This window comes from Streptomyces sp. NPDC028308 (assembly GCF_055565855.1).
The window spans coordinates 14,417-34,928 of record NZ_JBVHTO010000013.1 but is presented as its reverse complement, the minus strand read 5'-3'; the positions used below and the strand labels follow the sequence as shown (position 1 = coordinate 34,928).

Here is a 20,512-nt window from a genome sequence, read left to right as displayed (position 1 = left end):
CCGCCCTCTTCCGCTTCACAAGGTGATGGACAGCGGGAATAAAGGCTACGCCTCCCTGGCCGAGAAGGTCAGGCCGGGCTGGTCATCGTCGTGTAAGTCACATCAGAATGCGTGTTTCGGGGCTGGAAATGGCGGGAAACAAGCGTGGTTCCGCTTCGGAACGGGCACGCCTGCCCGGCCGCACCGCCCTTGGGGTGCGGGCCTGTGCCTGCTCACACGTGTCCGCCAGGACGGACAGAGGTGGATCTTGAGGCTCCGCTTCGAACCCTACGTCAACTCGGCATCGAAGGCAGGCCCGGAAGGGTGACCTGGATCCGGCAACCGCGCTGGGATTCGGCCACTCCGATCCGGCCCCCGTGCAGATCGACCGCCCAGCGGGCGATGGCGAGTCCCAGCCCCGTGCCGCCGTCGCTGCCGGGGCCGTGCGGCGAGGGCACGCCGCCGCGGTTGAACCGCTCGAAGACCCGGTGCCACTCCGACTTCGGGATGCCCGGGCCCTCGTCCAGGACCTCCAGGTCCAGCGACTCCGGGTAGGCGCCCCGGCGGGCCTTCACCGTCACCCGGCCGTGCGGCGGGCTGTGCTTGACGGCGTTGTCGATGAGGTTGGCGACGACCTGGTGGATCCGCTCCGGGTCCGCGTGCGCGGTCAGCTCCGGCGGGGACACGTCGAGGTGCAGATGGACGTCCGTGCGCGTGTGGCTGCCGGAGCCCGAGGCGATCCCCGCGCGCGCGGAGGCGACCATGTTGGCCTCCTTCAGCACGCCCGACAGATAGGGCCAGACCTCGAAGCGGCGCTTCTTCAGCGGGACCACGCCGTTGTCGAGGCGGGAGAGGTCGAGCAGGGTCTCCACCAGGCGGCCGAGGCGCTCGGTCTGCTTGAGGGCCGTGCGCATGGTCTCGGGATCGGCGGCCGAGACGCCGTCCACCACGTTCTCCAGGACGGCGCGCAGGCCGGCGATGGGGGTGCGCAGCTCGTGCGAGACGTTCGCCACGAGCTCCTTGCGCTGGCGGTCCTGGGCCTCCAGCTCGTCCGCCATGAGGTTGATCGTCTGGGCCAGGTCGCCCAGCTCGTCGCGGCGCCCGTCGCTCACCCGGCGTGTGTAGTCGCCGTGCGAGATGGAGCGGGCGACCGTGTTCATCTCGTCCAGCGGGGCGGTGAGCGAGTGCGCCACGAACTGCGTGATCAGGAGCGTGGCGATCATCGAGAAGACGGTGATGAAGCGCAGCTCGGTCTCGGTGCGCACCGCGATCATCAGCAGACCGGTGGTGATGAAGACGGAGACCACGACCAGCGTGCCGAGCTTCGTCTTGATCGAGAAGGGGCGCACGCCTCCCCAGGGGCCCGCACCCTTGCGTCCCCCGGACCCGGTCATCACATCCGCCCCCTCACGAGGTCCCGATCAGCGGCCCGGCTCAGGGAGTCGGGGTCTCCAGCGCGTAGCCCACGCCGTGGACCGTACGGATCCGCTCGGCGCCGATCTTCCGGCGCAGGGCCTTGATGTGGCTGTCGACGGTGCGGGTGCCGGAGGCGTCCGCCCAGTCCCAGACCTCGGCGAGCAGCTGCTCGCGGGAGAGCACCGCGCGCGGGGTGTTCGCCAGGCAGACCAGCAGGTCGAACTCGGTGGGCGTCAGGTGCACGTCCTCCGAGCGGACGCGGACCCGGCGCTGCGCGTGGTCGATCTCCAGCTCGCCGAGCCGCAGGATGCCGCTGCGGGGCGTGGAGGCGGCCACCACGGCACGCTCCACGCGGCGCAGCAGGACGTGCACGCGGGCGGCCAGCTCCCGCATCGAGAACGGCTTCGTCATGTAGTCGTCGGCGCCGACGCCGAGCCCGACCAGCATGTCCGTCTCGTCGTCGCGGGCCGTGAGCATCAGCACCGGCACCGGGCGCTGGGCCTGCACGCGGCGGCAGACCTCCAGGCCGTCGAAGCCGGGCAGCATGATGTCGAGGATCAGCAGGTCGGGCTGCCAGGCCTCGGCGGTGTCGACGGCGGCCGGGCCGTCACCGGCGGTCTGGACGAGAAATCCCTCGGCTCGCAGACGGGCCGCGATGGCGTCGACGATCGTCGGGTCGTCCTCGACCACCAGCACCCGGCGCTGTGCGCCGGGTGTCGCCGCCGTGCCGTTGTGGGAGGTGTGTGTCTGCTCCATCGCCCGCCCCTGAAGTGTGCTTTCCGGAATCCGTGGGGTGATCCCATGACTGCGCTTGACGCTTGAATGATCGGCGTCAGGGAAGCAGAGTACGGGCAGTCACCACGGCTCGGCTATCCAGGCCTTACCGCGAGATGCACCACGTCGGGAACGCCCCGGGCAACGGGGATCTCTTCGGTACGCACCTGTTGGAATCCGGCATTCCGCAAGGTTCCTTCAAATTCCGGAGAGGGCTGCGCGGACCACACGGCGAGCACCCCGCCGGGCCTCAACGCCCTTGCGCAGCTTGCCAGTCCGGCCTGCGAGTACAGGCTGTCGTTGCCCTCGGTGACCGTCCAGCCGGGTCCGTTGTCGATGTCAAGGCACAGCGCGTCGTACGTGTCGGATGTCTCATTGACGTACGCGACGAGATCGGCCTCGACGACGGCGGTCCGCGGGTCGGCGAGGGCGTCAGCGGACAGGGCGGACAGCGGGCCCTCGCGGTGCCAGGCGATGACGGCCGGTTCGCGCTCCACGACCGTGATGCGGCCCCAGCGGGGATCGGCGGCGGCGTGTGCGAGCGAGAAGCCGACGCCGAGCCCGCCGATCAGCACGCTGGGCAGCGCGCGTCCGTCCAGGGCGTCGTACGCGGCGTCGACGAGCAGCCGCTCCGAGCGGCCGTCGGAGGTGTCCATCAGGAAGCAGCCGTTGGCGATGATCTGCAGCAGCCCTCCGTGGCGCCGCAGCACGACCTCGCCGTACGGGCCCTCCCGGCGATCGATGACCACAGGGGTGTCGTACGTGGCAGTCATGGCGCCCATCCTGGCATCAGCGGCGCCGCGGTCCCGCGGAATTATCCGGTGAACCGGGCGCTCGTCAGCGGCGCGTCCACTCGCCACCCCAGGGACTCGTACAGCGCCCGCCCCTCCGGTGTGCCGGCCAGGACTCCCGTGCCGGCGCCCCCGGCGACCGCCAGACCGGTGAGCGCGCGCATCACCGTCCGGCCGAGGCCCCTGCGGCGGTGCGCGGGGGCCGTCTCGATCCGGTCGAAGACCGCGGTCGCGCCGGTCGGGGCGACGTGCCCGTGCGCGGCCCACGAGCCGTCCGCCGCGAGGACGAGGGCGTGCCCGGCGCCGCCGCGCGACCAGGTGCGCAGCCGGTAGCCGTCCGGCAGCGCGCGTCCGCCGTCGGCCGCTCCCGGGTCCGCCGGGCCGGCGGTGGCCAGCGGGCCGGTCATGAGGAACCCCGGCTCCGGGTCCACGTGCCAGCCGCGGCCGAGCCAGGGCCCCACGACCCCCGGGTCCGCGAAGACCTTGAGCCACACGCCGGCCCCGGTCACCGTGTCCGCCACCTCGCGCACGGCCGACTCCTCGACGGCGTCCCCGGTCGCCGCGAGGACGTGCCGGGTCACGTGCTCCGGCAGTCCCACGTCGACCGTGAACCCCCAGGGCTCGACCGCGGGCGGCGCCGCCCCGCGCGAGACGACCCACCCGTCCACCCAGGCCCGTACGATCCCGGTCACCGCATCCCCCGTAATGGTCATTGGTCGTCATGGAGTATTACCTCTCGGACGGTACGCGGGTCCTCGCCCCGGGCGGCAGAGGTGATCGCTGAGAGCGAACGCGGCCCGGGGAACAATCAACGGCCCAGGCGCATTGAGTCGGCATAGCTCAACTTGACTGCCGAAGGGGAGATCATGGCTTCGACGTCCACACCGCTCACCCTGCCCGTGCTGCCGCTCGACGACGAGGTCGTGCTGCCCGGGATGGTGGTTCCGCTGGACCTGAACGACGCCGACGTCCGCGCCGCCGTGGAGGCCGCCCAGGCCGCCGCGCGGTCCGAACCGGGCAAGCCGAAGGTGCTGCTGGTGCCACGCATCGACGGGTCGTACCCGGGCACCGGCGTGCTCGGCACCGTCGAGCAGGTCGGCCGCCTGGCCGACGGCGACCCGGGCGCGCTGATCCGCGGCCGTGGGCGCGTGAAGATCGGCGCGGGGACCACCGGCCCCGGCGCCGCCCTCTGGGTCGAGGGCACCCGGATCGAGGAGACCGTGCCCGACCCGCTGCCCGGCCAGGTCGCGGACCTGGTCAAGGAGTACAAGGCCCTCGCCACCAGCTGGCTGCGCAAGCGCGGCGCCTGGCAGGTCGTGGACCGCGTCCAGGCCATCGACGACGTCTCCGCCCTCGCCGACAACTCCGGCTACTCGCCCTTCCTGTCCACGGAACAGAAGGTGGCGCTGCTGGAGACCGCCGACCCGGTCGCCCGGCTGAAGCTCGCCACCGAACAGCTCCGCGAGCACCTCGCCGAGCAGGACGTCGCCGAGTCCATCGCCAAGGACGTCCAGGAAGGCGTCGACAAGCAGCAGCGCGAGTTCCTGCTGCGCCGCCAGCTCGAAGCCGTACGCAAGGAACTGCGCGAGCTGAACGGCGATTCCCAGGACGGCGAGGAGTCCGACGACTACCGCGCCCGCGTCGAGGCCGCCGACCTCCCCGAGAAGGTCCGCGAGGCCGCCCTCAAGGAGGTCGAGAAGCTGGAGCGCGCGAGCGACCAGTCGCCCGAGGGCTCCTGGATCCGCACCTGGCTCGACACCGTGCTCGAACTCCCGTGGAACGAGCGCACCGACGACAGCGCCTCCGCGTACGACATCCAGGGCGCACGCGCGATCCTGGACGCCGAGCACGCGGGACTCCAGGACGTGAAGGAGCGCATCACCGAGTACCTCGCGGTGCGCAAGCGGCGCAGCGAGCGCGGCCTCGGTGTGATCGGCGGGCGGCGCGGCGGTGCCGTGCTGGCGCTCGTCGGACCCCCCGGAGTCGGCAAGACCTCGCTGGGCGAGTCCGTCGCGCACGCCATGGGCCGCAAGTTCGTCCGGGTCGCCCTCGGCGGCGTGCGGGACGAGGCCGAGATCCGCGGCCACCGCCGTACGTACGTGGGCGCGCTGCCCGGCCGGATCGTCCGCGCCATCAAGGAGGCCGGGTCGATGAACCCGGTCGTGCTGCTCGACGAGATCGACAAGGTCGGCTCCGACTTCCGCGGCGACCCCGCCGCGGCCCTGCTCGAAGTGCTCGACCCGGCGCAGAACCACACCTTCCGCGACCACTACCTGGAGGTCGAGCTCGACCTCTCCGACGTGGTCTTCCTGGCCACGGCCAACGTGCTCGAAGCCATCCCGGAGGCCCTGCTCGACCGCATGGAGCTGGTCCGCCTGGACGGCTACACCGAGGACGAGAAGGTCGTCATCGCCCGCGACCACCTGCTCCCGCGCCAGCTGGAGCGGGCCGGTCTGGAGAAGGACGAGATCACGCTCGACGAGAGCGCGCTGCGCAAGCTCGCCGGCGAGTACACCCGCGAGGCGGGCGTCCGGAACCTGGAGCGGTCGTTCGCCCGGCTGCTGCGCAAGGTGGCCGCCCAGCACGAACTGGGCGAGCGGGAGCTGCCGTTCACGGTGACCGACGCCGACCTGCGCGCGCTGATCGGACGGCCGCACCACGTGCCCGAGTCCGCGCAGGACCCGGCGGAGCGGCGGACGGCGGTGCCCGGTGTCGCCACCGGACTCGCGGTCACCGGCGCCGGCGGTGACGTCCTCTACGTGGAGGCGTCGCTGGCCGACCCGGAGACGGGCGCCGCGGGGCTGACCCTGACCGGCCAGCTCGGCGACGTGATGAAGGAGTCCGCGCAGATCGCGCTCAGCTTCCTGCGCTCGCGCGGGGCCGAGCTGGAGCTGCCGGTCGGCGACCTGAAGGACCGGGGTGTGCACATCCACTTCCCGGCCGGCGCGGTCCCCAAGGACGGGCCGAGCGCGGGCGTCACCATGACGACGGCCCTGGCGTCGCTGCTCAGCGGCCGCCTGGTCCGCACGGACGTGGCGATGACCGGCGAGGTGTCCCTGACCGGCCGGGTGCTGCCCATCGGCGGCGTCAAGCAGAAGCTGCTGGCCGCCCACCGCGCCGGGGTGACCACGGTGATCATCCCCAAGCGCAACGAGGCCGACCTGGACGACGTCCCGGCCGAGGTCCTGGAGAAGCTCGACGTCCACGCCGTCACGGACGTCCGCCAGGTCCTGGAACTGGCCCTCGCCCCGGCGACCAACACCGCGGGGGCGGAGGTACCGGTGGCGGCGTGACGGACACCGCCGGTCGAGGAAGGCCCGGGCCCCCAGGGGTCCGGGCCTTTCCGTGCCGTGGTGCGGGTGACCGGGGCGGCCCGGCCCGGGCGGCGGGGCTCAGCCGTTGGCGAGGGCGACCACGCGGTCGAGGGCGCCGTTGAACTTGTCGTGGTCGCCGACCGTCGGGCCCGAGGACGTGTACTGCCACATCGTGTAGAAGCCCCAGCCGGCCGGCAACGTGCCCGGGTCGGCGGCGTAGCGGGCGATCCACAGCGGGTTGGCCGCGGCGAAACCGCCGTAGTTGCCGGTGCACTGGGTCCACCAGGTGGTGGCCGTGTAGATGACGGCGTCGCGGCCGGTGCGTGCCTTGTACTGGTTCAGGAAGTCCCGGATCCAGGTGACCATCGCGCTCTGGGTCTTGCCGTAGCAGGCCGCGCCGTACGGGTTCCACTCGATGTCGAGGGCGCCCGGCAGCGTCCGGCCGTCCCGGGACCAGCCGCCGCCGTGGTCCACGAAGTAGTTCGCCTGGGTGGCGCCGCCGGTCGTGTCGGGGGTCGCGAAGTGGTATGACCCGCGCACCATGCCGACGTTGTAGGAGCCGTTGTACTGCTGGGCGAAGTAGGGGCTCGTGTAGTACGTCCCCTCCGTCGCCTTCACGTAGGCCCACCTGACCCCGCTGTTCCACAGGGTCGACCAGGCGACGTTGCCCTGGTGGCTGCTGACGTCGACGCCCTCCGTCTGCGTGGCGTCACCGGTGGACGGCGTCCCGTCCCGGCCGTCGTGTGCGAGGACGCCCATGCCCATGTGGGCGGAGCCTCGGGCGGGCGTGTCGGCGGCCTGGGCGAGGGACGCCGGAAGGGTCAGCAGGAGGGAGAGGGCGGCGAGCAGGATCCCGGCCGTGGGCAGGCGCCGGGGGGAGCGCGGCGGGCGGGTGTTCTCGCGTCTGAGCACGGGCATGGCGTGCCTCCGAGGGGTTCGGTGGTGCGCGGTGACGCTCGGTGGGGGGAAAGCGGGGGAGAACCACGGGCAGCCGCGCGCGCTCTCGGGGGAGAGAAACGGGTCGTCGTGACCGGTCGATGGCGTGGGCATGCCAGTAGTTGCCTGCTGAAGAAGCTACGCACGTAGAAGTCCGGGTGGGAAGAGGGTCCGGAGGCTGCCGTTGGTCTACTCCTGCGAAATACTGGCGGAGCTGCGGCAACGGCCACTTTTGGCGGAAACTTTCAGGATCGGGAAACCGGGTCAGGGGTGCTGACGTGCACGAGCACGGGAACGAGGACGGGCCTCGCGTCGAGTCCACGGCGTCGGGGAATGGTGTGGACCAGGAATTCCCGGCGCTGGAAAGGGAGTTGACCGTCTTTCTGCGGCGCGCCCGCGCCTCCTCCGGGGAGATGGCCCGCGAGGTCCACCCCGATCTGGAGTCCTCCGCGTACGGACTCCTCGTCCGGCTGGAGGAGTGCGGCCGGCAGAGGGCCACCGAACTCGCCGCGTACATCGGGGTCGGGAAGGCCACCATGTCGCGCCAGCTGCGCGCCCTGGAGGAACTCGGCCTGGTCGCCCGGGAGCCCGACCCGGCGGACGGCCGCGCCTGGCTCGTCCACCTCACCGAGGAGGGCCGGGTGCGCTTCCGGGCGGTACGCGAGGCGCGACGGGCCCGCTACGTCCGCCAGCTCGCGGGCTGGGACCCCCGCGAGGTCGCCGAACTGGCCCGGCTGCTGAACCAGTTGAACCGGCGGGTGGAGGGGGAGTAGGCGCCCCGGCAGCCCGGCCGGCCCGCCCCGCGGCCCTCTGCGACCGGCCGGCGGGTCCCGCGGGTTCCTCCCACCGGCCGGCGGATCCCTGCGACCGAGCCGGAGGGTCCCGAGGCTCAACACCCCCCCGGTCGCCGCGTCCTACAGCTCCACGTACGCCACCGTCGCGTCGTCGTGCGTCTTGCTCCGGCGCAGGTGGGTCCGCCGCACCGCGTCCGCCGTCTCCAGCGCCCGCGTCCGCTCGACGAGGGACTCGGCGCCCTCCTTGCGGACGAGGGTGAACAGGTCGGCCCAGTCGCCCTGGTGGAACCTCTCCGTCCAGCGGGCCGCGCCGTCGGTCAGCGCGGCCAGGGCACGCACGTCCGCACGCGGCACCGAGCCCGTCACCGCGCGCCGGGCCACCGCGAAGTCCGCCGCCGCGGTGAAGAACCCGCCCTCCTTGTTGCGCACCGTCGCGTCCGCCACGGCGTCCGTCGCCAGGGACGCCATCGGGATGCGCGACAGGCGGTCGTCCAGCACCGCGGTCACCTCGCCGGTTGGCGCCTGGAGCAGCAGCGCCGAGTCCGAGAGCACCAGGTAATCGACCGTGTGAGCGGACCAGCGTGCGAGGACGACGGTTGCCTGGGGCGTGCGCGGGTGAGAAAGGTCACACGTGTCGGCGTGGGCCGCGGCCGTCCGGCGGATCGCCTCCGCCAGCACCTCGGACAGCGTCACATCCGGTTGCGAAACGGATAGTTCGGTCAGTGCCCCGCCCAGCCGCGCGGTGAACCAGGGGACCGAATGCCGACACCCGGCGTCGCCCGCCGGAGGCGTCACCCCGTCGAGCACGACCAGGGCACCGCCCTGTCCTGAGGCCGGAAGTCCGACCGCGACGAAGTCCTCATTGGGGCGGCCCGGGTCACCCGGCCGCGTGACGAGTTCGGTGCGCATCCAGCCAGTCTGCACGAGCCCTTCACACGGGCGGGGCGAGGGCGCCGACGCCACCGGACGGGCGCTCGACGGCGGCCCGGCGCCGGGTTTGCCACGTAATGATCGACTCCGGCGAAGCGCGGCGGCGAATACTGCCAAAGCCCGCCGCCGACGTCCAACCGGCCCGCCGCGCGAGGCCCTGGCACGCGCCACGGGAACTTGCCCGCCAACTCCTCGCCGATGTTCACTCCTTCGGGTGGCGGCTCGGACGATGCGGGACCACTGCCCACCGGCACTGGGAGGGTCGGGAGCCGTACCGGGCGGCGGACGCCCCAGTTGACGGAACGTCACCCGGGCCCATGGGTACACGAGTCAGGAATGCGAGCACCGGTGCAGAAAATGCGGCCTCGGCGCACAGGCAAGCAGACGGCCTCCAAGGAGGGTGCGACCGGCGACGCCGCCGCCGACTCCGCGGGCAGGGGCCGTCCCGCCCACGTACGCAACCGGCTCATCGTCGCCGTGGCCGTCGTCGCGGCGGCCATCGCGGGAGCCGGAGCTCCGACCGTCCTCGCCGCCTCCGGCCGGCTGAGCGACTCCCAGGACCTGGTGACGCTCGCCCGCCAGACGCAGGAGGCGCTCACCCTCGCGCACTCGCTGGCCGACGAGCGGGACGAGGTCACCTCGTACATCGCCGCCGGCCGGCCCAAGACCAAGGCGCCCTCCGAGCAGCGCAGCGCCCGGGTGGACCGGCAGGTCGAGGAGCTGCGCGCCGACACCGACGCCCCCGCCGCGCTGCGCGAGGACCTCGACGCGGTCGCCACCGTGCGCAGAGCCGCGCTCACCGGCAAGAGCACCGCCCTCGAAGCCCACCAGGCGTACTCCGAGGCCATCACCGAACTGCACGCCCTGGCCGGGGAACTGGCCGAGCTGATGCCGCCCCGCGCGGGCTCCGGCGCGTACTCCCTCGCCGAACTCGACAGCGCCGTCCAGCAAGCCGCCGCCGCCCGCGGACTGCTCCTCGCCGCACTCAACGTCCCGCGCTCCGAGCGGACCTCCATCGACCCGGTGACCGGACTGCCGACCACCACCGAGAGCTCGTCGGACGCCGACACCAAGCAGCGGGACGCGCTCACCGCCGCCGCCCAGCAGGCCCGCCTGCGCTCCGACGCCGCCCTCGCCGACTTCCGCGAGACCGCGCCCAAGTCCGCGCGTGCCTCGTACGACGCGACGGTCAACGGACCGGACGTCACCGCGGCCGACAAGTACCTCGCCGGCCTCACCGACCAGCCGACCCTCTCCGACGGCGAACTCGGCACGGCCGTCAAGAAGCTCGACGCGTCGCTGTCCGCCCGCGTCGAGCTGATGCGCGGCGTCGAGGCCTCCCTCAACGACCGCCGCACCAAGGACCTCGCGCGGCTGCGCGACGACGACGTCACCGGACTCGAACTGCGGGTCGCCCTCCTCGGGGCGCTGCTGCTGGTCGCCGTAGGCGTCGCCACCGCGATGGCCCGCACCCTGACCCGCCCGCTGGCCGTCCTGCGGATCGGCTCCGCCCGGGTCGCCGCCGACCCGGCCACCGAGGAACCGGTCAAGTTCACCGGCCGCAACGACGAGTTCGCCCAGGTCGTACGGTCCGTCAACGCACTGCGGGCGCACGCCGCCGCGCTGCACGAGCGGCAGGCCACCCTGGAGGCCGACCGCAAGCACCTCATCGGCCAGCGCCAGACGATGGCCGACGAACGCGACCGGCTGCGCACCGAACTCGCCGCGGCCACCGCCCACCTGGAGCAGGTGCGGCACAGCATCCACGGCACCTTCGTCAACCTGGCGCTGCGCACCCTCGGCCTCGTGGAGCGGCAGCTCGCCGTCATCGAGAACCTGGAGGAGCGCGAGCAGGACCCCGAGCGCCTGTCCACCCTCTTCAAGCTCGACCACTTCGCCACCGTCATGCGGCGGCACAGCGAGAACCTGCTGGTCCTCGCCGGCGCCGAGCACATCCAGCAGCACGCCGGCCCGGTCCCGCTGGTCGACGTCGTACGGGCCGCCGTCAGCGAGATCGAGCGGTACGAGCGCGTCCGGATCGCCGCGCTGCCGCCGCACGCGCACCTCGCCGGCTTCGCCGCCGACGACATCAGCCACCTGCTCGCCGAACTGCTGGAGAACGCCACCTCGTCCTCCCCGCCCGACATGGCCGTCGAGGTCTCCGGATGGCTCCTGGAGAGCGGCGAGGTGATGCTCTCCGTGCAGGACGAGGGCATCGGCATGACCACCGAGCGGATGAGCCAACTCAACGCCCGGCTCGCCGACTTCGACCCGGACGACGCCTACGACGAGGAGAGCGGCGAGGGACTCGGGCTCGGCCTGTACGTGGTCGCCCGCCTCGCGCACCGCCACGGCGTCCGCGTACAGCTGCGCGAGCAGAAGCAGGGCGGGGTCGCCGCCGTCGTCGTACTGCCCCGCGCCCTGCTGGCCGCCGCGCCCGCCGTCGCGGCGCCCGCGTCCGCACCCGTCCCCGGAGGCGCCCCCGCGCTGTCCCTGCCGGGAGTCGACGCCGAGGCCAACTCCAACGTGCTGCGCGGCCGGTCGGTCCCGTCGCCGTCCGCGCCGGCCGCACCCGAGGACCCGGCCGAGGCACCCGGCGACCCGCTCATAGCGGCGGCCGAGGAAGCGGTACGCAACCACTCGGCGTCCGAGTCCGACGCCACCGCGCACGAGGACCCGGACGTCCCCGGGGCCGAACGGCCCGCCGAGACGACCATGGAGCTGCTGGCCCCGGAACCCCCGGCGGACGAGCGCCCCGCCCCCGCCCCCGCGGCGGAGCACGAGACCACGACCGAGGCCGACTCCGAGCCCCCCACGGACGTCGACCTCCCCGCCCAGACCACCACCGACCCCTACGCCATCGGCCCCGACGCACACGAACGCGCCGAGGACGAACCGCAGCGGGTCACCGCCAAGGGGCTGCCCAAGCGAACGCCGAAGATCTCGGCACCCGCGCGGGCTCCCCGGCAGCGCACCGGAGGTGTCGACGCCGAGGCCCTGCGCCGCAGGCTCGGCGGCTTCCACCGCGGCGCGCAGGAAGGCCGCCGCGACGTCGAGGCGGAGATCGCCGAGGAGACGTCGCAGACCAGGGCGCCCGAGGCGGACGCCGTACCCACGGCACAGGACGTACCAGCCACCGGGGGCACAGTCGAGGAGGCAAGCAGTTGACCGCGCCCAGTACCTTCGGACTGAGCAGTGAGGCCCGCAACCTGCACTGGCTGCTGACGAACCTCGTCGAGGAGGTGCCGGGACTGCTGTCGGTCGCGGTCGTCTCCTCCGACGGCCTGCTGCTGCTCTCCTCCGACCCCGGGAGGAACGCGGAGGCACGCACGGCGGCCGAGCAGAAGAACGCCGGGCCCAAGGGGTCCGCCGCCGACCTCGCCACCATCGTCTCCGGCGTCGGCAGCCTGACCATCGGCGCCGCCAAGCTGATGGACGGCGGCGGGGTCAAGCAGACGATGGTCGCCATGGACGAGGGCAGCCTCTTCGTCATGTCGATCAGCGACGGCTCCCTGCTCGGCGTGCACGGCTCCCCGGACTGCGACATGAGCGTCGTGGCGTACCACATGGCGCTCTTCGTCGGCCGCGCCGGACACGTGCTGACCCCCGAACTCCGCAGCGAACTGCGCAGATCGCTGGAGACCGAGTCGGTGGGGAGCGCCCGATGAGCACCCCCAGCCGGCTGCCGGTCCGCGGCGGCGACCGCAAACCCGCCCGCGTGCGCCCCTACTCGCTCACCGGCGGCCGTACCCGCTTCGGGCACGTGCTGCTCGTCGAGACGTTCGTCGCGGCCCTGGACGCCCCCGAGGAGCGCCGGGAACTGACGAACGGTTCGCTCGCCACCCGGGTCATGCCCGAGATGCGGGCCATCGTCGAACTCTGCCGCCGGATGCGCACGGTGGCCGAGATCGCCGCGCTGCTGAAGATGCCGCTCGGCGTGGTCCGCGTGCTGCTGAGCGACCTGGCGGACCAGGGAAAGATCCGTGTGTACGGAACCGGTCACGGCCCGGGACAGCCGGACCGCGCTCTGCTGGAAAGGGTGCTGAGTGGACTCCGCCGTCTCTGACGCCACCACAGGTGTCTCCACGGACGTCGAGAGCGACGTCTCCCGCCTCGTCGAGCCCGAGGAGGAGCTGCGGGCCTGGCAGACCGACCGGACGCGCGCCCCGATCGCCACGAAGATCGTGGTGGCGGGCGGCTTCGGCGTCGGCAAGACCACGCTGGTCACCACGGTCTCCGAGATCACGCCCCTCCAGACGGAGGCGCTGATGACCGAGGCCAGCGAGGACACCGACGACCTCAGCGCGACGCCCGAGAAGCTGACCACCACCGTCGCCATGGACTTCGGGCGCATCACGCTCGACGACGACCTGGTGCTCTACCTCTTCGGCACGCCCGGACAGCAGCGCTTCTGGTTCATGTGGGACGACCTGGTGCGCGGGGCGATCGGCGCGGTGGTCCTCGCCGACACCCGCCGCCTGACGGACTGCTTCCCCGCCCTCGACTACTTCGAGAGCTGCGGACTGCCGTACGTCGTCGCGGTCAACCACTTCGACGGCAGCGAGCGCTTCGACCCGGAGGACGTGCGCGAGGCCCTCACCGTGCCCGCACACATACCTGTCATGATCATGGACGCGCGGCGCCGGATCTCGGTCGTGGAGACCCTGCTGGCCCTGGTCGGCCACGCTCTCGACGTCACACCCGAATAAGAAGTACGCATCTGCACAGTTAAGGACCCGCATGCGGAAGATACTCGTCGTCGGAGCCGGTCAGTCCGGACTCCAGCTCGCCCTCGGCCTCCAGTCGCACGGGTACGAGGTCACCCTGATGTCCAACCGGACGGCGGACGAGATCCGGTCCGGCCGGGTCATGTCGACACAGTGCATGTTCGACACGGCACTCCAGCACGAGCGCGACCTCCAGCTGAACTTCTGGGAGTCCCAGGCCCCGAAGATCGAGGGACTCGGCGTCTCCGTCGCCGCGCCCGGCTCGCACGACCCCGGCCCCACCCAGCGGGCCATCGACTGGGTGGGCAGGCTGGACGGCTACGCCCAGTCCGTCGACCAGCGCGTGAAGATGGCCGGCTGGATGGAGACCTTCGCCCAGCGCGGCGGCCAGCTCGTCATACACGGCGCCGCGGTCTCCGACCTCGACTACTTCTCCCGCACCTACGACCTCGTGCTGGTCTCCGCCGGCAAGGGCGAGCTGGTCTCCATGTTCGGCCGCGACGCGGCGCGTTCGCCCTACACCGAGCCGCAGCGTGCCCTCGCCGTCGCCTACGTCCACGGACTGGGCCCGCGCCCCGAGCACCCCGACTACGACGCGGTCCGCTGCAACCTCGTCCCCGGCGTCGGCGAGCTCTTCGTCATGCCGACCTTCACCACCTCGGGCCGCGCCGACATCCTCTTCTGGGAGGGCATACCCGGCGGCCCCCTCGACGCCTTCAACGGCGTCAAGGACCCGGCCGAACACCTCTCCCTGACCCTGGAACTCATGGAGAAGTTCACGCCCTGGGAGTACGCGCGCGCCACCAAGGTCGAGCTGACCGACGCGAACGGCACCCTCTCCGGCCGCTACGCCCCCACCGTCCGCAACCCCATCGGACGGCTGCCCGGCGGCGGACTGGTCCTGGGCGTCGCCGACGTCGTCGTCGCCAACGACCCGATCACCGGCCAGGGCTCCAACTCGGCGTCCAAGTGCGCCGCCGCCTACCTCGCCTCGATCCTGGAGCAGGGCGACAAGCCCTTCGACGAGACCTGGATGCAGGCCACCTTCGACCGCTACTGGGACACCGCCCGGCACGTCACCAAGTGGACCAACGCGATGCTCGGCGTCCCCCCTGAGCACGTCCTGAACCTGATCGGTGCCGCCGGTCAGCTCCAGCCGGTCGCGGACCGCTTCGCCAACGGCTTCAACGACCCGGCGGACTTCGAGAACTTCTTCTTCGAGCCGGAGAAGACCGAGGCCTACCTCGCCTCGGTCGCGGGCGCGGCGAAGGAGTAGCCCTCGTCGGACCCGTCCGTGGCGTCCCGGGGGAGCTTCGGCGGCGTGAACCGCCGCAGGGGCTCCCCGCCGGGGTCGGGCCGCACCGCCCCCAGCACCGGGTTCGCCGCGATCGGCGACACCTTGATCCGCGCGCCGGGACGCGGCGCCTGCACCACCATGCCGTCGCCGAGGTAGAGGGCTACGTGCGTGGCCTCGGGAAAGTAGATCACCAGGTCTCCGGGCCGCAGCTCGCCCAGCGGAACGTGTTCCAGCTCGGCCCACTGCTCCTGGCTGGTGCGCGGGATCGACCGCCCGGCGTGCTCCCACGCCCGCGAGGTCAGCCCCGAGCAGTCGTACGACTCCGGGCCCTCGGCACCCCACTCATAGGGTTTCCCGAGCTGCCGCACGGCGTAGCCCAGCGCCCTGCCGCCCTCCCGCGACGGCGTACGCCGGCTGCTCAGCGCGCCCGACGCCATGAACGTCCGCTGCGCCCGGATTGCCCCCGACTTCTCCAGCTCGGCGAGCTTCGCCAGCTGGTCAGCGCTGAGCGAGGCGAGCAGCTCCTCGACCTCGGCCAGCTTTCCCCGGACCTCGTCGCGGTCCTTCTTCCGCCGCTCGGTGAGGGTGAGCTGGGCGTCCAGGGCCTTGCGCGCGTCCCGCGCCAGACCGTCCGTGCGCTTCTCGTGGCCGGTGAGCCGGTCGACGGTCTCGGCCCGCTCCCGCGCCAACTGCCCGATCACGTGTCCCTCGTCGAGCGCGTGCCGCGGGTCGCGGGCGAGCAGCAGGCGGACGTAGGGGGAGATCTCGCTGCTGTTCTGGTACTGCTGGCGGGCGAGCCGGCCGGCGGCGCCCCGGCTGTCGTGCAGCGAGAGCCGTGCCGCGGCCAGTTCCTTCTCCAGCCGCTCCGCCTCGGCCCGCTTCTCCCGCAGCTCCTCCTCGGTCGCGTTGTACGCCTCGGTGGCCTGCTCGGCCTGCCGGTACAGCTTCTGAAGATCCGTCAGCAGAACCCCCAGGGAACGGCCTTCGGGCACGGAGGCGGCGGTGCCGGAGTCCGTGCCGGGTCCGGGGGCGGCCAGGGCGGGGGAGGGGGCGAGCAGCGCGCCGGCCGTCACCGCCGCCGTACAGACCAGGCGCAGAAGCCTTCCTGACATGTCATCACCTCCACAGGGGGGCGGCGTCTCCGTCCCGCACCGTGAGGATCAGATGACCGCGCGCGGTCCGCGCGCGGAAGGTGGGCGGTTCGGCCCAACGGCGTCACTCGTCGGCGTCGTCCGGCTTGCCGCCCGGCGTGGCACCGTGCTCCGGGCCCCCCGGGGTGCCGGGCGGTCCGCCGGCGTCCGGCTTGGACCAGGGCCACCTCGGTCCGCCGCCCGTCCGGCCCGTCGGGTCGTACGTGTACTTCCACCCCGGGTGCAGGCCGAACCGGCCGCCGTGCGCGCGCTGGACGCGCCGGTAGACGAGGACGGTCGGCGGGCCGCCCGCGGCGTCCGGCACCGGGACCCGGTACACCTTCGGCGGGTGCCCGGTCATACCGAGCAGGACGGGCAGGACACGGCCGTCCAGGGGGCCGCCCTCGAAGGGGGTGTCTTCGCTCTTCACGCCACCAGTGTCACAGCAGGTGCGCCGCGTCGCCGACCACGGACAGCACGCGCCGGACCAGCGCGCCCACCGGGCCGTCCGCCGGTTCCAGGGCCAGCGCGGTGCGCACCACGGCGGCGGCCTGCGCGTCCCGGCCCGCCGTCGCCGCGAGCACCGCCACGAACTGCTCGACGAGCCAGTCGCGCAGTTCGTCCAGCGGCGGCTCCTTGTCCTCGTCGAGCCAGATCAGCGAGGCGGCCTCGACCGAGGTGATCCACATCCGGACGGTCATCCGCAGCCGGGGCCCCGGGTCCGCGATCTCCAGGTGGGTGAGGATGTGCTCGGCGGCGGCCCGCCGCACCCCGTCCACGATGGCCGTCGTACGCGAGGTCTCCACGACGCTGCCGCCCTGGAGCAGCGCGCTGAACCCGGCGTCGTGCTGGTCGACGAAGGCGAGATAGCGGTCGAGGGCCCGCCCCAGCCGGCGGGTCAGCGGACCCTCCGGCGGCTCCGCGAAGCACTGCTCCAGCTCCTCGGCGGCGGACCGCAGCGCCGCCTCGTACAACTGCTGCTTCCCGCCGGGGAAGTAGCGGTACACGAGCGGCCGCGACACCCCCGCCGCCTCCGCCACGTCGTCGAGCGAGACCTCCTCGGGCGCGCGGTGCGCGAAGAGGGACAGCGCGGCGTCGAGCAGCTGGCTGCGCCGCTCCTCGACGCTCAGCCGGCGGTACGCGGGGGTGGGAGCCTGCGAGGTCATGTCGGGCAGCGTAACCGTGTTCGCACCCGGGCACGCCGTCACCGGGCGCGGATCCGGACCCGTCCGGTACGGGCCTTCGGTCGGGTCCGGTGCGCGCGTCACCGCGGAGCGCCGGCCGGTCGTCAGGCCAGCAGTCCCGAGGACTTCCACAGGCGCCGCCCGACCCCGCGCAGCACTCCGATGTCGTCCAGGAAGTCCGTCAGCCGCTTGGAGCCGGTCTGCATGACCTCGCGGCGGTGGCCGCTGGCCTGCACCTGGGCGACGGCCTCGCGCCGGTCGAGGCCGACGTTCGTGTAGACCTCGGGGTTGATGAAGGCCTGCGAGAACACGCGGGCGAACTCGCCCGAGGTGACCCGGGTGAACTCCTGGGACCAGCGCGGGGCCGTCATCATCTGGCGGCGCAGCTCCTCGCGGGCGTACCGGACGTGGCGGGCCTCCTCGACCACGTGGATGCGCGTGACACCGCGGACGAGGCTCTGCACGCGCTCGTCCGGGAACGTCAGGCGCTGCATCCAGTCGAGCACCTCCTCGCCCAGCAGGGTCGCGGTGAACGAGCCGGGCGTGGTCGAGACGGTCTTGAAGAGCCGGCCCAGGTTCTGGTGCACCCGGCTGACCGGGTAGTACGGCGTGCCGCCCCGGCTGATCAGGCGGGCGAACATCTTGGAGTGGCGGCACTCGTCCTCGATCTCGGTGAGCGCGTACCGCACGTGGGCGCTCGTCGCCGCCTTGTCGTAGATGTGCCGCACCAGCAGCTGCATCAGGATGATCTCGAACCAGATGCCGAGCGAGGCGAGGGCCGCGGCCTCGTGCTGCGAGAGCGCGATGCGCTGCTCCTCGTTCATCCGCTTCCACAGCGGGGTGTCGTAGAGGGAGACCAGCTCCGGCGGCCAGAACCACTTGCCCGGCTCGAACGGAGCGTCCCAGTCCAGCTCCTTGTCCGGGTCGAAGGAGTGCTTGGCGGAAGAGTCGAGCAGGCGCTCGGCCACCTGCTCCCGGTCCTTGAGCAGGCCGAGCGCGTCGCGCAGCACATCGGCTTCCGTGACTGTCGTCATGACTGTTCCCACCTCGTCGTACCGGATGAACAGGTGCCGGGCACATCGGGGTTACCGGCGGTCACGTCTTATGAGACTGCTTGTCAGCAAGCTCGTCAATCCCCTGTGCGCGACTTGTTGACCCCGCGTCCACCCCGTGTGAGCCTGCCAGGTATGCCGACGTATGAGCTCTACGCCATGAACGCGGGAGACCCCCTCTGGGGGGTGCAGGCCAGCGGAGCGGCACGCTTCAGCTGGGAGTACGACGACGGGCGCGACCGGCTGCTGGCCCTCTACCAGAAGGGCAAGGACAAGCAGTGGGACGGCCAGAAGCGGATCGACTGGGACCTGGAGGTCGACCCCCACGATCCGCTCGGCACCCCAGACGAGGCGCTGACCCTCCACGGGACGCGGTACTGGGACAAGATGACCGACCGCGACCGGGGCGAGCTGCGCAAGCACTACGCCTCCTGGCAGTTCAGCCAGTTCCTGCACGGCGAGCAGGGCGCCATGGTCTGCGCCGCCCGGATCGTCGAGTCCGTCCCGGACCTGGACGCCAAGCTCTACTCGGCGACCCAGACCATGGACGAGGCCCGCCACGCGGAGATCTACTCCCGCTTCCTGCACGAGAAGATCGGGATGCTCTACCCGATCAACGACAACCTCCAGTCGCTCCTCGGCGACACCCTGAGCGACTCGCGCTGGGACATGCCCTACCTCGGGATGCAGGTCCTCATCGAGGGCCTCGCGCTCGCCGCCTTCGGCATGATCCGCGACACCACCGACAAGCCCCTGCCCAAGCAGATCCTCGCCTACATCATGCAGGACGAGGCCCGGCACGTGGCCTTCGGCCGCATGGCCCTGCGCGACTACTACCGGCAGCTCACCGACGCCGAACTGCGCGAGCGCGAGGAGTTCGTCATCGAGGGCTGCTACCTGATGCGCGACCGGCTGCGCGGCGTCGAGGTCCTGGAGAACTTCGGCATCCCCAAGGCCCAGGCCGAGGAGTACAGCGAGCAGTCCGAATTCCTGCACCTCTTCCGCCAGTTGCTGTTCAGCCGCATCGTCCCCTGCGTCAAGGACATCGGCCTGTGGGGCAAGCGTCTCCAGCAGGCCTACGTGGACATGGGCGTCTTCGACATGGGCAACTCCAACCTGGACCTCCTCATGGCCCAGGACGAGGAGATCGCGGAGAAACTGGACGCGGAACGGTTCGCGGCCGAGGAGCAGGAGCGGGTGGCCGAGGTGCGGGAGGCGATCGAAGCGGGGGCGGCCGAGTCCTGACGTCACCCGTCTGGAGTACGGTTCTGGCGTGTCCACGCCTCCACCGCCCCAGCATCCGCAGAACCCGTACGGGCAGCAGCCCCAAGGCCCCTACGGGCAGCAGCCCCAGGGCCCGGCCCCCTACGGCCGGCAGCCCCAGGGTCCCTACGGCCAGCAGCCGCCCGCGCCGTCCTACGGGCAGCAGTCGCCCGGCCCCTACGGACAGCAGGCCGCGCCCTACGGGGCGCCGCCCCAGGCCCCGTACGGCGCGCCCGGCCAGCAGCCCCAGGGCTGGGGCGCGCCCCCGGCTGGGCCGCCGCCGAAGAAGCGCCGGGTCGGCCTCGTCCTCGGCATCGTCGGCGGAGTCGTCGCCCTCGTCGTCGTGATCGTCGTGGCGCTCGCGGTGATCGGCTCGAAGACCGACGCCGGCTTCCCCGAGGCCGAGTACAAGCTCACCCTGCCCAAGACGCTGCTCGACAAGCGCTACGAACTCGCCCAGGACCTCTCGGACTCCGAGGGCTCCAAGGTCGAGGGCGAGGCGGACGGCGCCTGGGACGCACGCGACGTCACCGCCGTGGTCGGCCAGTACAGCCTCGGCGGCGACGCCACCAAGGGCAACGTCGTCATCTCGGGCATGTACGGCCGGTTCAAGAACACCGGGACCGCCCGCGACAAGATGATGGAGGGCGCCGCCGGTTCCGACGGCGCCGAGGTCGCCGTACCGCCGAAGGACTTCAAGCCCTCCGGCTCCGACACCACCATCACCTGCCAGGTGCTCACCAAGGACCAGCTGGGCACCAAGATGACCATCCCCATGTGCGGCTGGGTGGACGGCAACACCGGCGCCTCCGTCGCCGAGATCACCGCCGCGACCATGACGAAGGACCCCTCCGACGTGGACCTGGAGGCGGCCGCCGAGACCACGCTGAAGGTGCGCTCCGAGATCAGGAAGCCGATCGGCTGA

At 72.2% G+C, this 20,512-nt stretch carries 19 protein-coding genes; 9 read left to right on the top strand and 10 right to left on the bottom strand.

Going from position 1 to position 20,512, the window contains the following annotated elements; translation table 11 throughout:
• Positions 1-272 precede the first annotated feature (272 nt).
• The 4 genes from ACZ4VA_RS28985 to ACZ4VA_RS28970 form a co-directional block, all read right to left on the bottom strand.
• Positions 273-1,373, bottom strand: a complete 1,101-nt coding sequence (locus ACZ4VA_RS28985) for a HAMP domain-containing sensor histidine kinase (RefSeq protein ID WP_355785386.1) — start codon at positions 1,371-1,373, stop codon at positions 273-275.
• Positions 1,374-1,413: 40 nt separating this feature from the next.
• Positions 1,414-2,151 carry a response regulator transcription factor gene (locus ACZ4VA_RS28980; protein WP_054236710.1) on the bottom strand — a complete coding sequence of 246 codons (738 nt, stop codon included), beginning with the start codon at positions 2,149-2,151 and terminating at the stop codon, positions 1,414-1,416.
• Between the two features lie 113 nt (positions 2,152-2,264).
• Entirely contained in the window at positions 2,265-2,942 is a 678-nt protein-coding gene (locus ACZ4VA_RS28975) for a spermine/spermidine synthase domain-containing protein (RefSeq protein ID WP_355785389.1), read from the bottom strand.
• Positions 2,943-2,983: 41 nt separating this feature from the next.
• Positions 2,984-3,652, bottom strand: a complete 669-nt coding sequence (locus tag ACZ4VA_RS28970; protein WP_468083035.1) for a GNAT family N-acetyltransferase — start codon at positions 3,650-3,652, stop codon at positions 2,984-2,986.
• Positions 3,653-3,826: 174 nt separating this feature from the next.
• Between ACZ4VA_RS28970 and lon the strand changes: the two genes are divergently transcribed.
• Positions 3,827-6,253 carry an endopeptidase La gene (gene lon / locus ACZ4VA_RS28965; protein WP_468083033.1) on the top strand — a complete coding sequence of 809 codons (2,427 nt, stop codon included), beginning with the start codon at positions 3,827-3,829 and terminating at the stop codon, positions 6,251-6,253.
• Between the two features lie 99 nt (positions 6,254-6,352).
• Here lon and ACZ4VA_RS28960 read toward each other — a convergent pair whose 3' ends face one another.
• A complete protein-coding gene (locus tag ACZ4VA_RS28960; protein WP_356168625.1) occupies positions 6,353-7,192 on the bottom strand; it encodes a lysozyme in 840 nt (279 codons plus the stop codon).
• Between the two features lie 296 nt (positions 7,193-7,488).
• Between ACZ4VA_RS28960 and ACZ4VA_RS28955 the strand changes: the two genes are divergently transcribed.
• The gene (locus ACZ4VA_RS28955) at positions 7,489-7,983 is read left to right on the top strand and encodes a MarR family winged helix-turn-helix transcriptional regulator (protein ID WP_355787061.1); all 495 of its coding nucleotides are present in this window, start codon (positions 7,489-7,491) and stop codon (positions 7,981-7,983) included.
• A 141-nt stretch (positions 7,984-8,124) separates the two neighbouring features.
• Here the strand turns inward: ACZ4VA_RS28955 and ACZ4VA_RS28950 are convergent, their stop codons facing one another.
• A complete protein-coding gene (locus ACZ4VA_RS28950) occupies positions 8,125-8,913 on the bottom strand; it encodes a protein phosphatase 2C domain-containing protein (protein ID WP_356168629.1) in 789 nt (262 codons plus the stop codon).
• 369 nt (positions 8,914-9,282) lie between these two features.
• Between ACZ4VA_RS28950 and ACZ4VA_RS28945 the strand changes: the two genes are divergently transcribed.
• From ACZ4VA_RS28945 to ACZ4VA_RS28925, 5 genes are read left to right on the top strand one after another with little or no spacing between them, the layout of a single operon-like run.
• Positions 9,283-12,102 carry a sensor histidine kinase gene (locus tag ACZ4VA_RS28945; protein WP_468083030.1) on the top strand — a complete coding sequence of 940 codons (2,820 nt, stop codon included), beginning with the start codon at positions 9,283-9,285 and terminating at the stop codon, positions 12,100-12,102.
• On the top strand, positions 12,099-12,602 hold the full coding sequence (locus ACZ4VA_RS28940; RefSeq protein ID WP_356168635.1) for a roadblock/LC7 domain-containing protein: 504 nt from the start codon (positions 12,099-12,101) through the stop codon (positions 12,600-12,602). The genes ACZ4VA_RS28945 and ACZ4VA_RS28940 overlap by 4 nt, the downstream gene beginning before the upstream one ends.
• Positions 12,599-13,000: a DUF742 domain-containing protein gene (locus tag ACZ4VA_RS28935; RefSeq protein WP_356168638.1), complete on the top strand. Its 402-nt coding sequence runs from the start codon at positions 12,599-12,601 to the stop codon at positions 12,998-13,000. Before ACZ4VA_RS28940 ends, ACZ4VA_RS28935 begins: the two co-directional genes overlap by 4 nt.
• Complete coding sequence (locus tag ACZ4VA_RS28930; RefSeq protein WP_356168641.1) at positions 12,981-13,643, top strand: GTP-binding protein; 663 nt, start codon at positions 12,981-12,983, stop codon at positions 13,641-13,643. Before ACZ4VA_RS28935 ends, ACZ4VA_RS28930 begins: the two co-directional genes overlap by 20 nt.
• A gap of 31 nt (positions 13,644-13,674) precedes the next feature.
• Positions 13,675-14,937 (top strand): styrene monooxygenase/indole monooxygenase family protein, encoded by a 1,263-nt coding sequence (locus ACZ4VA_RS28925; protein WP_452919677.1) that lies wholly within the window; start codon positions 13,675-13,677, stop codon positions 14,935-14,937.
• Here the strand turns inward: ACZ4VA_RS28925 and ACZ4VA_RS28920 are convergent.
• The 4 genes from ACZ4VA_RS28920 to ACZ4VA_RS28905 form a co-directional block, all read right to left on the bottom strand.
• Entirely contained in the window at positions 14,901-16,070 is a 1,170-nt protein-coding gene (locus ACZ4VA_RS28920; protein ID WP_356168644.1) for a C40 family peptidase, read from the bottom strand. The two genes, ACZ4VA_RS28925 and ACZ4VA_RS28920, sit on opposite strands and share 37 nt — an antisense overlap.
• Positions 16,071-16,173: 103 nt before the next feature.
• Positions 16,174-16,518, bottom strand: coding sequence for a hypothetical protein (locus ACZ4VA_RS28915; RefSeq protein WP_356168647.1), 345 nt, complete (start codon positions 16,516-16,518; stop codon positions 16,174-16,176).
• Between the two features lie 10 nt (positions 16,519-16,528).
• A complete protein-coding gene (locus ACZ4VA_RS28910) occupies positions 16,529-17,254 on the bottom strand; it encodes a TetR/AcrR family transcriptional regulator (protein WP_389390476.1) in 726 nt (241 codons plus the stop codon).
• 122 nt (positions 17,255-17,376) lie between these two features.
• On the bottom strand, positions 17,377-18,306 hold the full coding sequence (locus ACZ4VA_RS28905) for an AurF N-oxygenase family protein (protein WP_468083025.1): 930 nt from the start codon (positions 18,304-18,306) through the stop codon (positions 17,377-17,379).
• Between the two features lie 153 nt (positions 18,307-18,459).
• Between ACZ4VA_RS28905 and ACZ4VA_RS28900 the strand changes: the two genes are divergently transcribed.
• Together ACZ4VA_RS28900 and ACZ4VA_RS28895 are read left to right on the top strand one after the other, a co-directional pair.
• Entirely contained in the window at positions 18,460-19,569 is a 1,110-nt protein-coding gene (locus tag ACZ4VA_RS28900) for a ferritin-like domain-containing protein (protein WP_355793966.1), read from the top strand.
• Between the two features lie 28 nt (positions 19,570-19,597).
• Entirely contained in the window at positions 19,598-20,512 is a 915-nt protein-coding gene (locus ACZ4VA_RS28895; protein ID WP_468083023.1) for a hypothetical protein, read from the top strand.

What these genes read in the sequence shown, in the direction of transcription:
- ACZ4VA_RS28985 (WP_355785386.1), bottom strand. Translation starts at nt 1,373, where the DNA reads ATGACCGGGTCCGGGGGACGCAAGGGTGCGGGCCCCTGGGGAGGCGTG.
- ACZ4VA_RS28980 (WP_054236710.1), bottom strand. Translation starts at nt 2,151, where the DNA reads ATGGAGCAGACACACACCTCCCACAACGGCACGGCGGCGACACCCGGC.
- ACZ4VA_RS28975 (WP_355785389.1), bottom strand. Translation starts at nt 2,942, where the DNA reads ATGACTGCCACGTACGACACCCCTGTGGTCATCGATCGCCGGGAGGGC.
- lon (WP_468083033.1), top strand. Translation starts at nt 3,827, where the DNA reads ATGGCTTCGACGTCCACACCGCTCACCCTGCCCGTGCTGCCGCTCGAC.
- ACZ4VA_RS28960 (WP_356168625.1), bottom strand. Translation starts at nt 7,192, where the DNA reads ATGCCCGTGCTCAGACGCGAGAACACCCGCCCGCCGCGCTCCCCCCGG.
- ACZ4VA_RS28950 (WP_356168629.1), bottom strand. Translation starts at nt 8,913, where the DNA reads ATGCGCACCGAACTCGTCACGCGGCCGGGTGACCCGGGCCGCCCCAAT.
- ACZ4VA_RS28935 (WP_356168638.1), top strand. Translation starts at nt 12,599, where the DNA reads ATGAGCACCCCCAGCCGGCTGCCGGTCCGCGGCGGCGACCGCAAACCC.
- ACZ4VA_RS28925 (WP_452919677.1), top strand. Translation starts at nt 13,675, where the DNA reads ATGCGGAAGATACTCGTCGTCGGAGCCGGTCAGTCCGGACTCCAGCTC.
- ACZ4VA_RS28920 (WP_356168644.1), bottom strand. Translation starts at nt 16,070, where the DNA reads ATGTCAGGAAGGCTTCTGCGCCTGGTCTGTACGGCGGCGGTGACGGCC.
- ACZ4VA_RS28910 (WP_389390476.1), bottom strand. Translation starts at nt 17,254, where the DNA reads ATGACCTCGCAGGCTCCCACCCCCGCGTACCGCCGGCTGAGCGTCGAG.
- ACZ4VA_RS28905 (WP_468083025.1), bottom strand. Translation starts at nt 18,306, where the DNA reads ATGACGACAGTCACGGAAGCCGATGTGCTGCGCGACGCGCTCGGCCTG.
- ACZ4VA_RS28900 (WP_355793966.1), top strand. Translation starts at nt 18,460, where the DNA reads ATGCCGACGTATGAGCTCTACGCCATGAACGCGGGAGACCCCCTCTGG.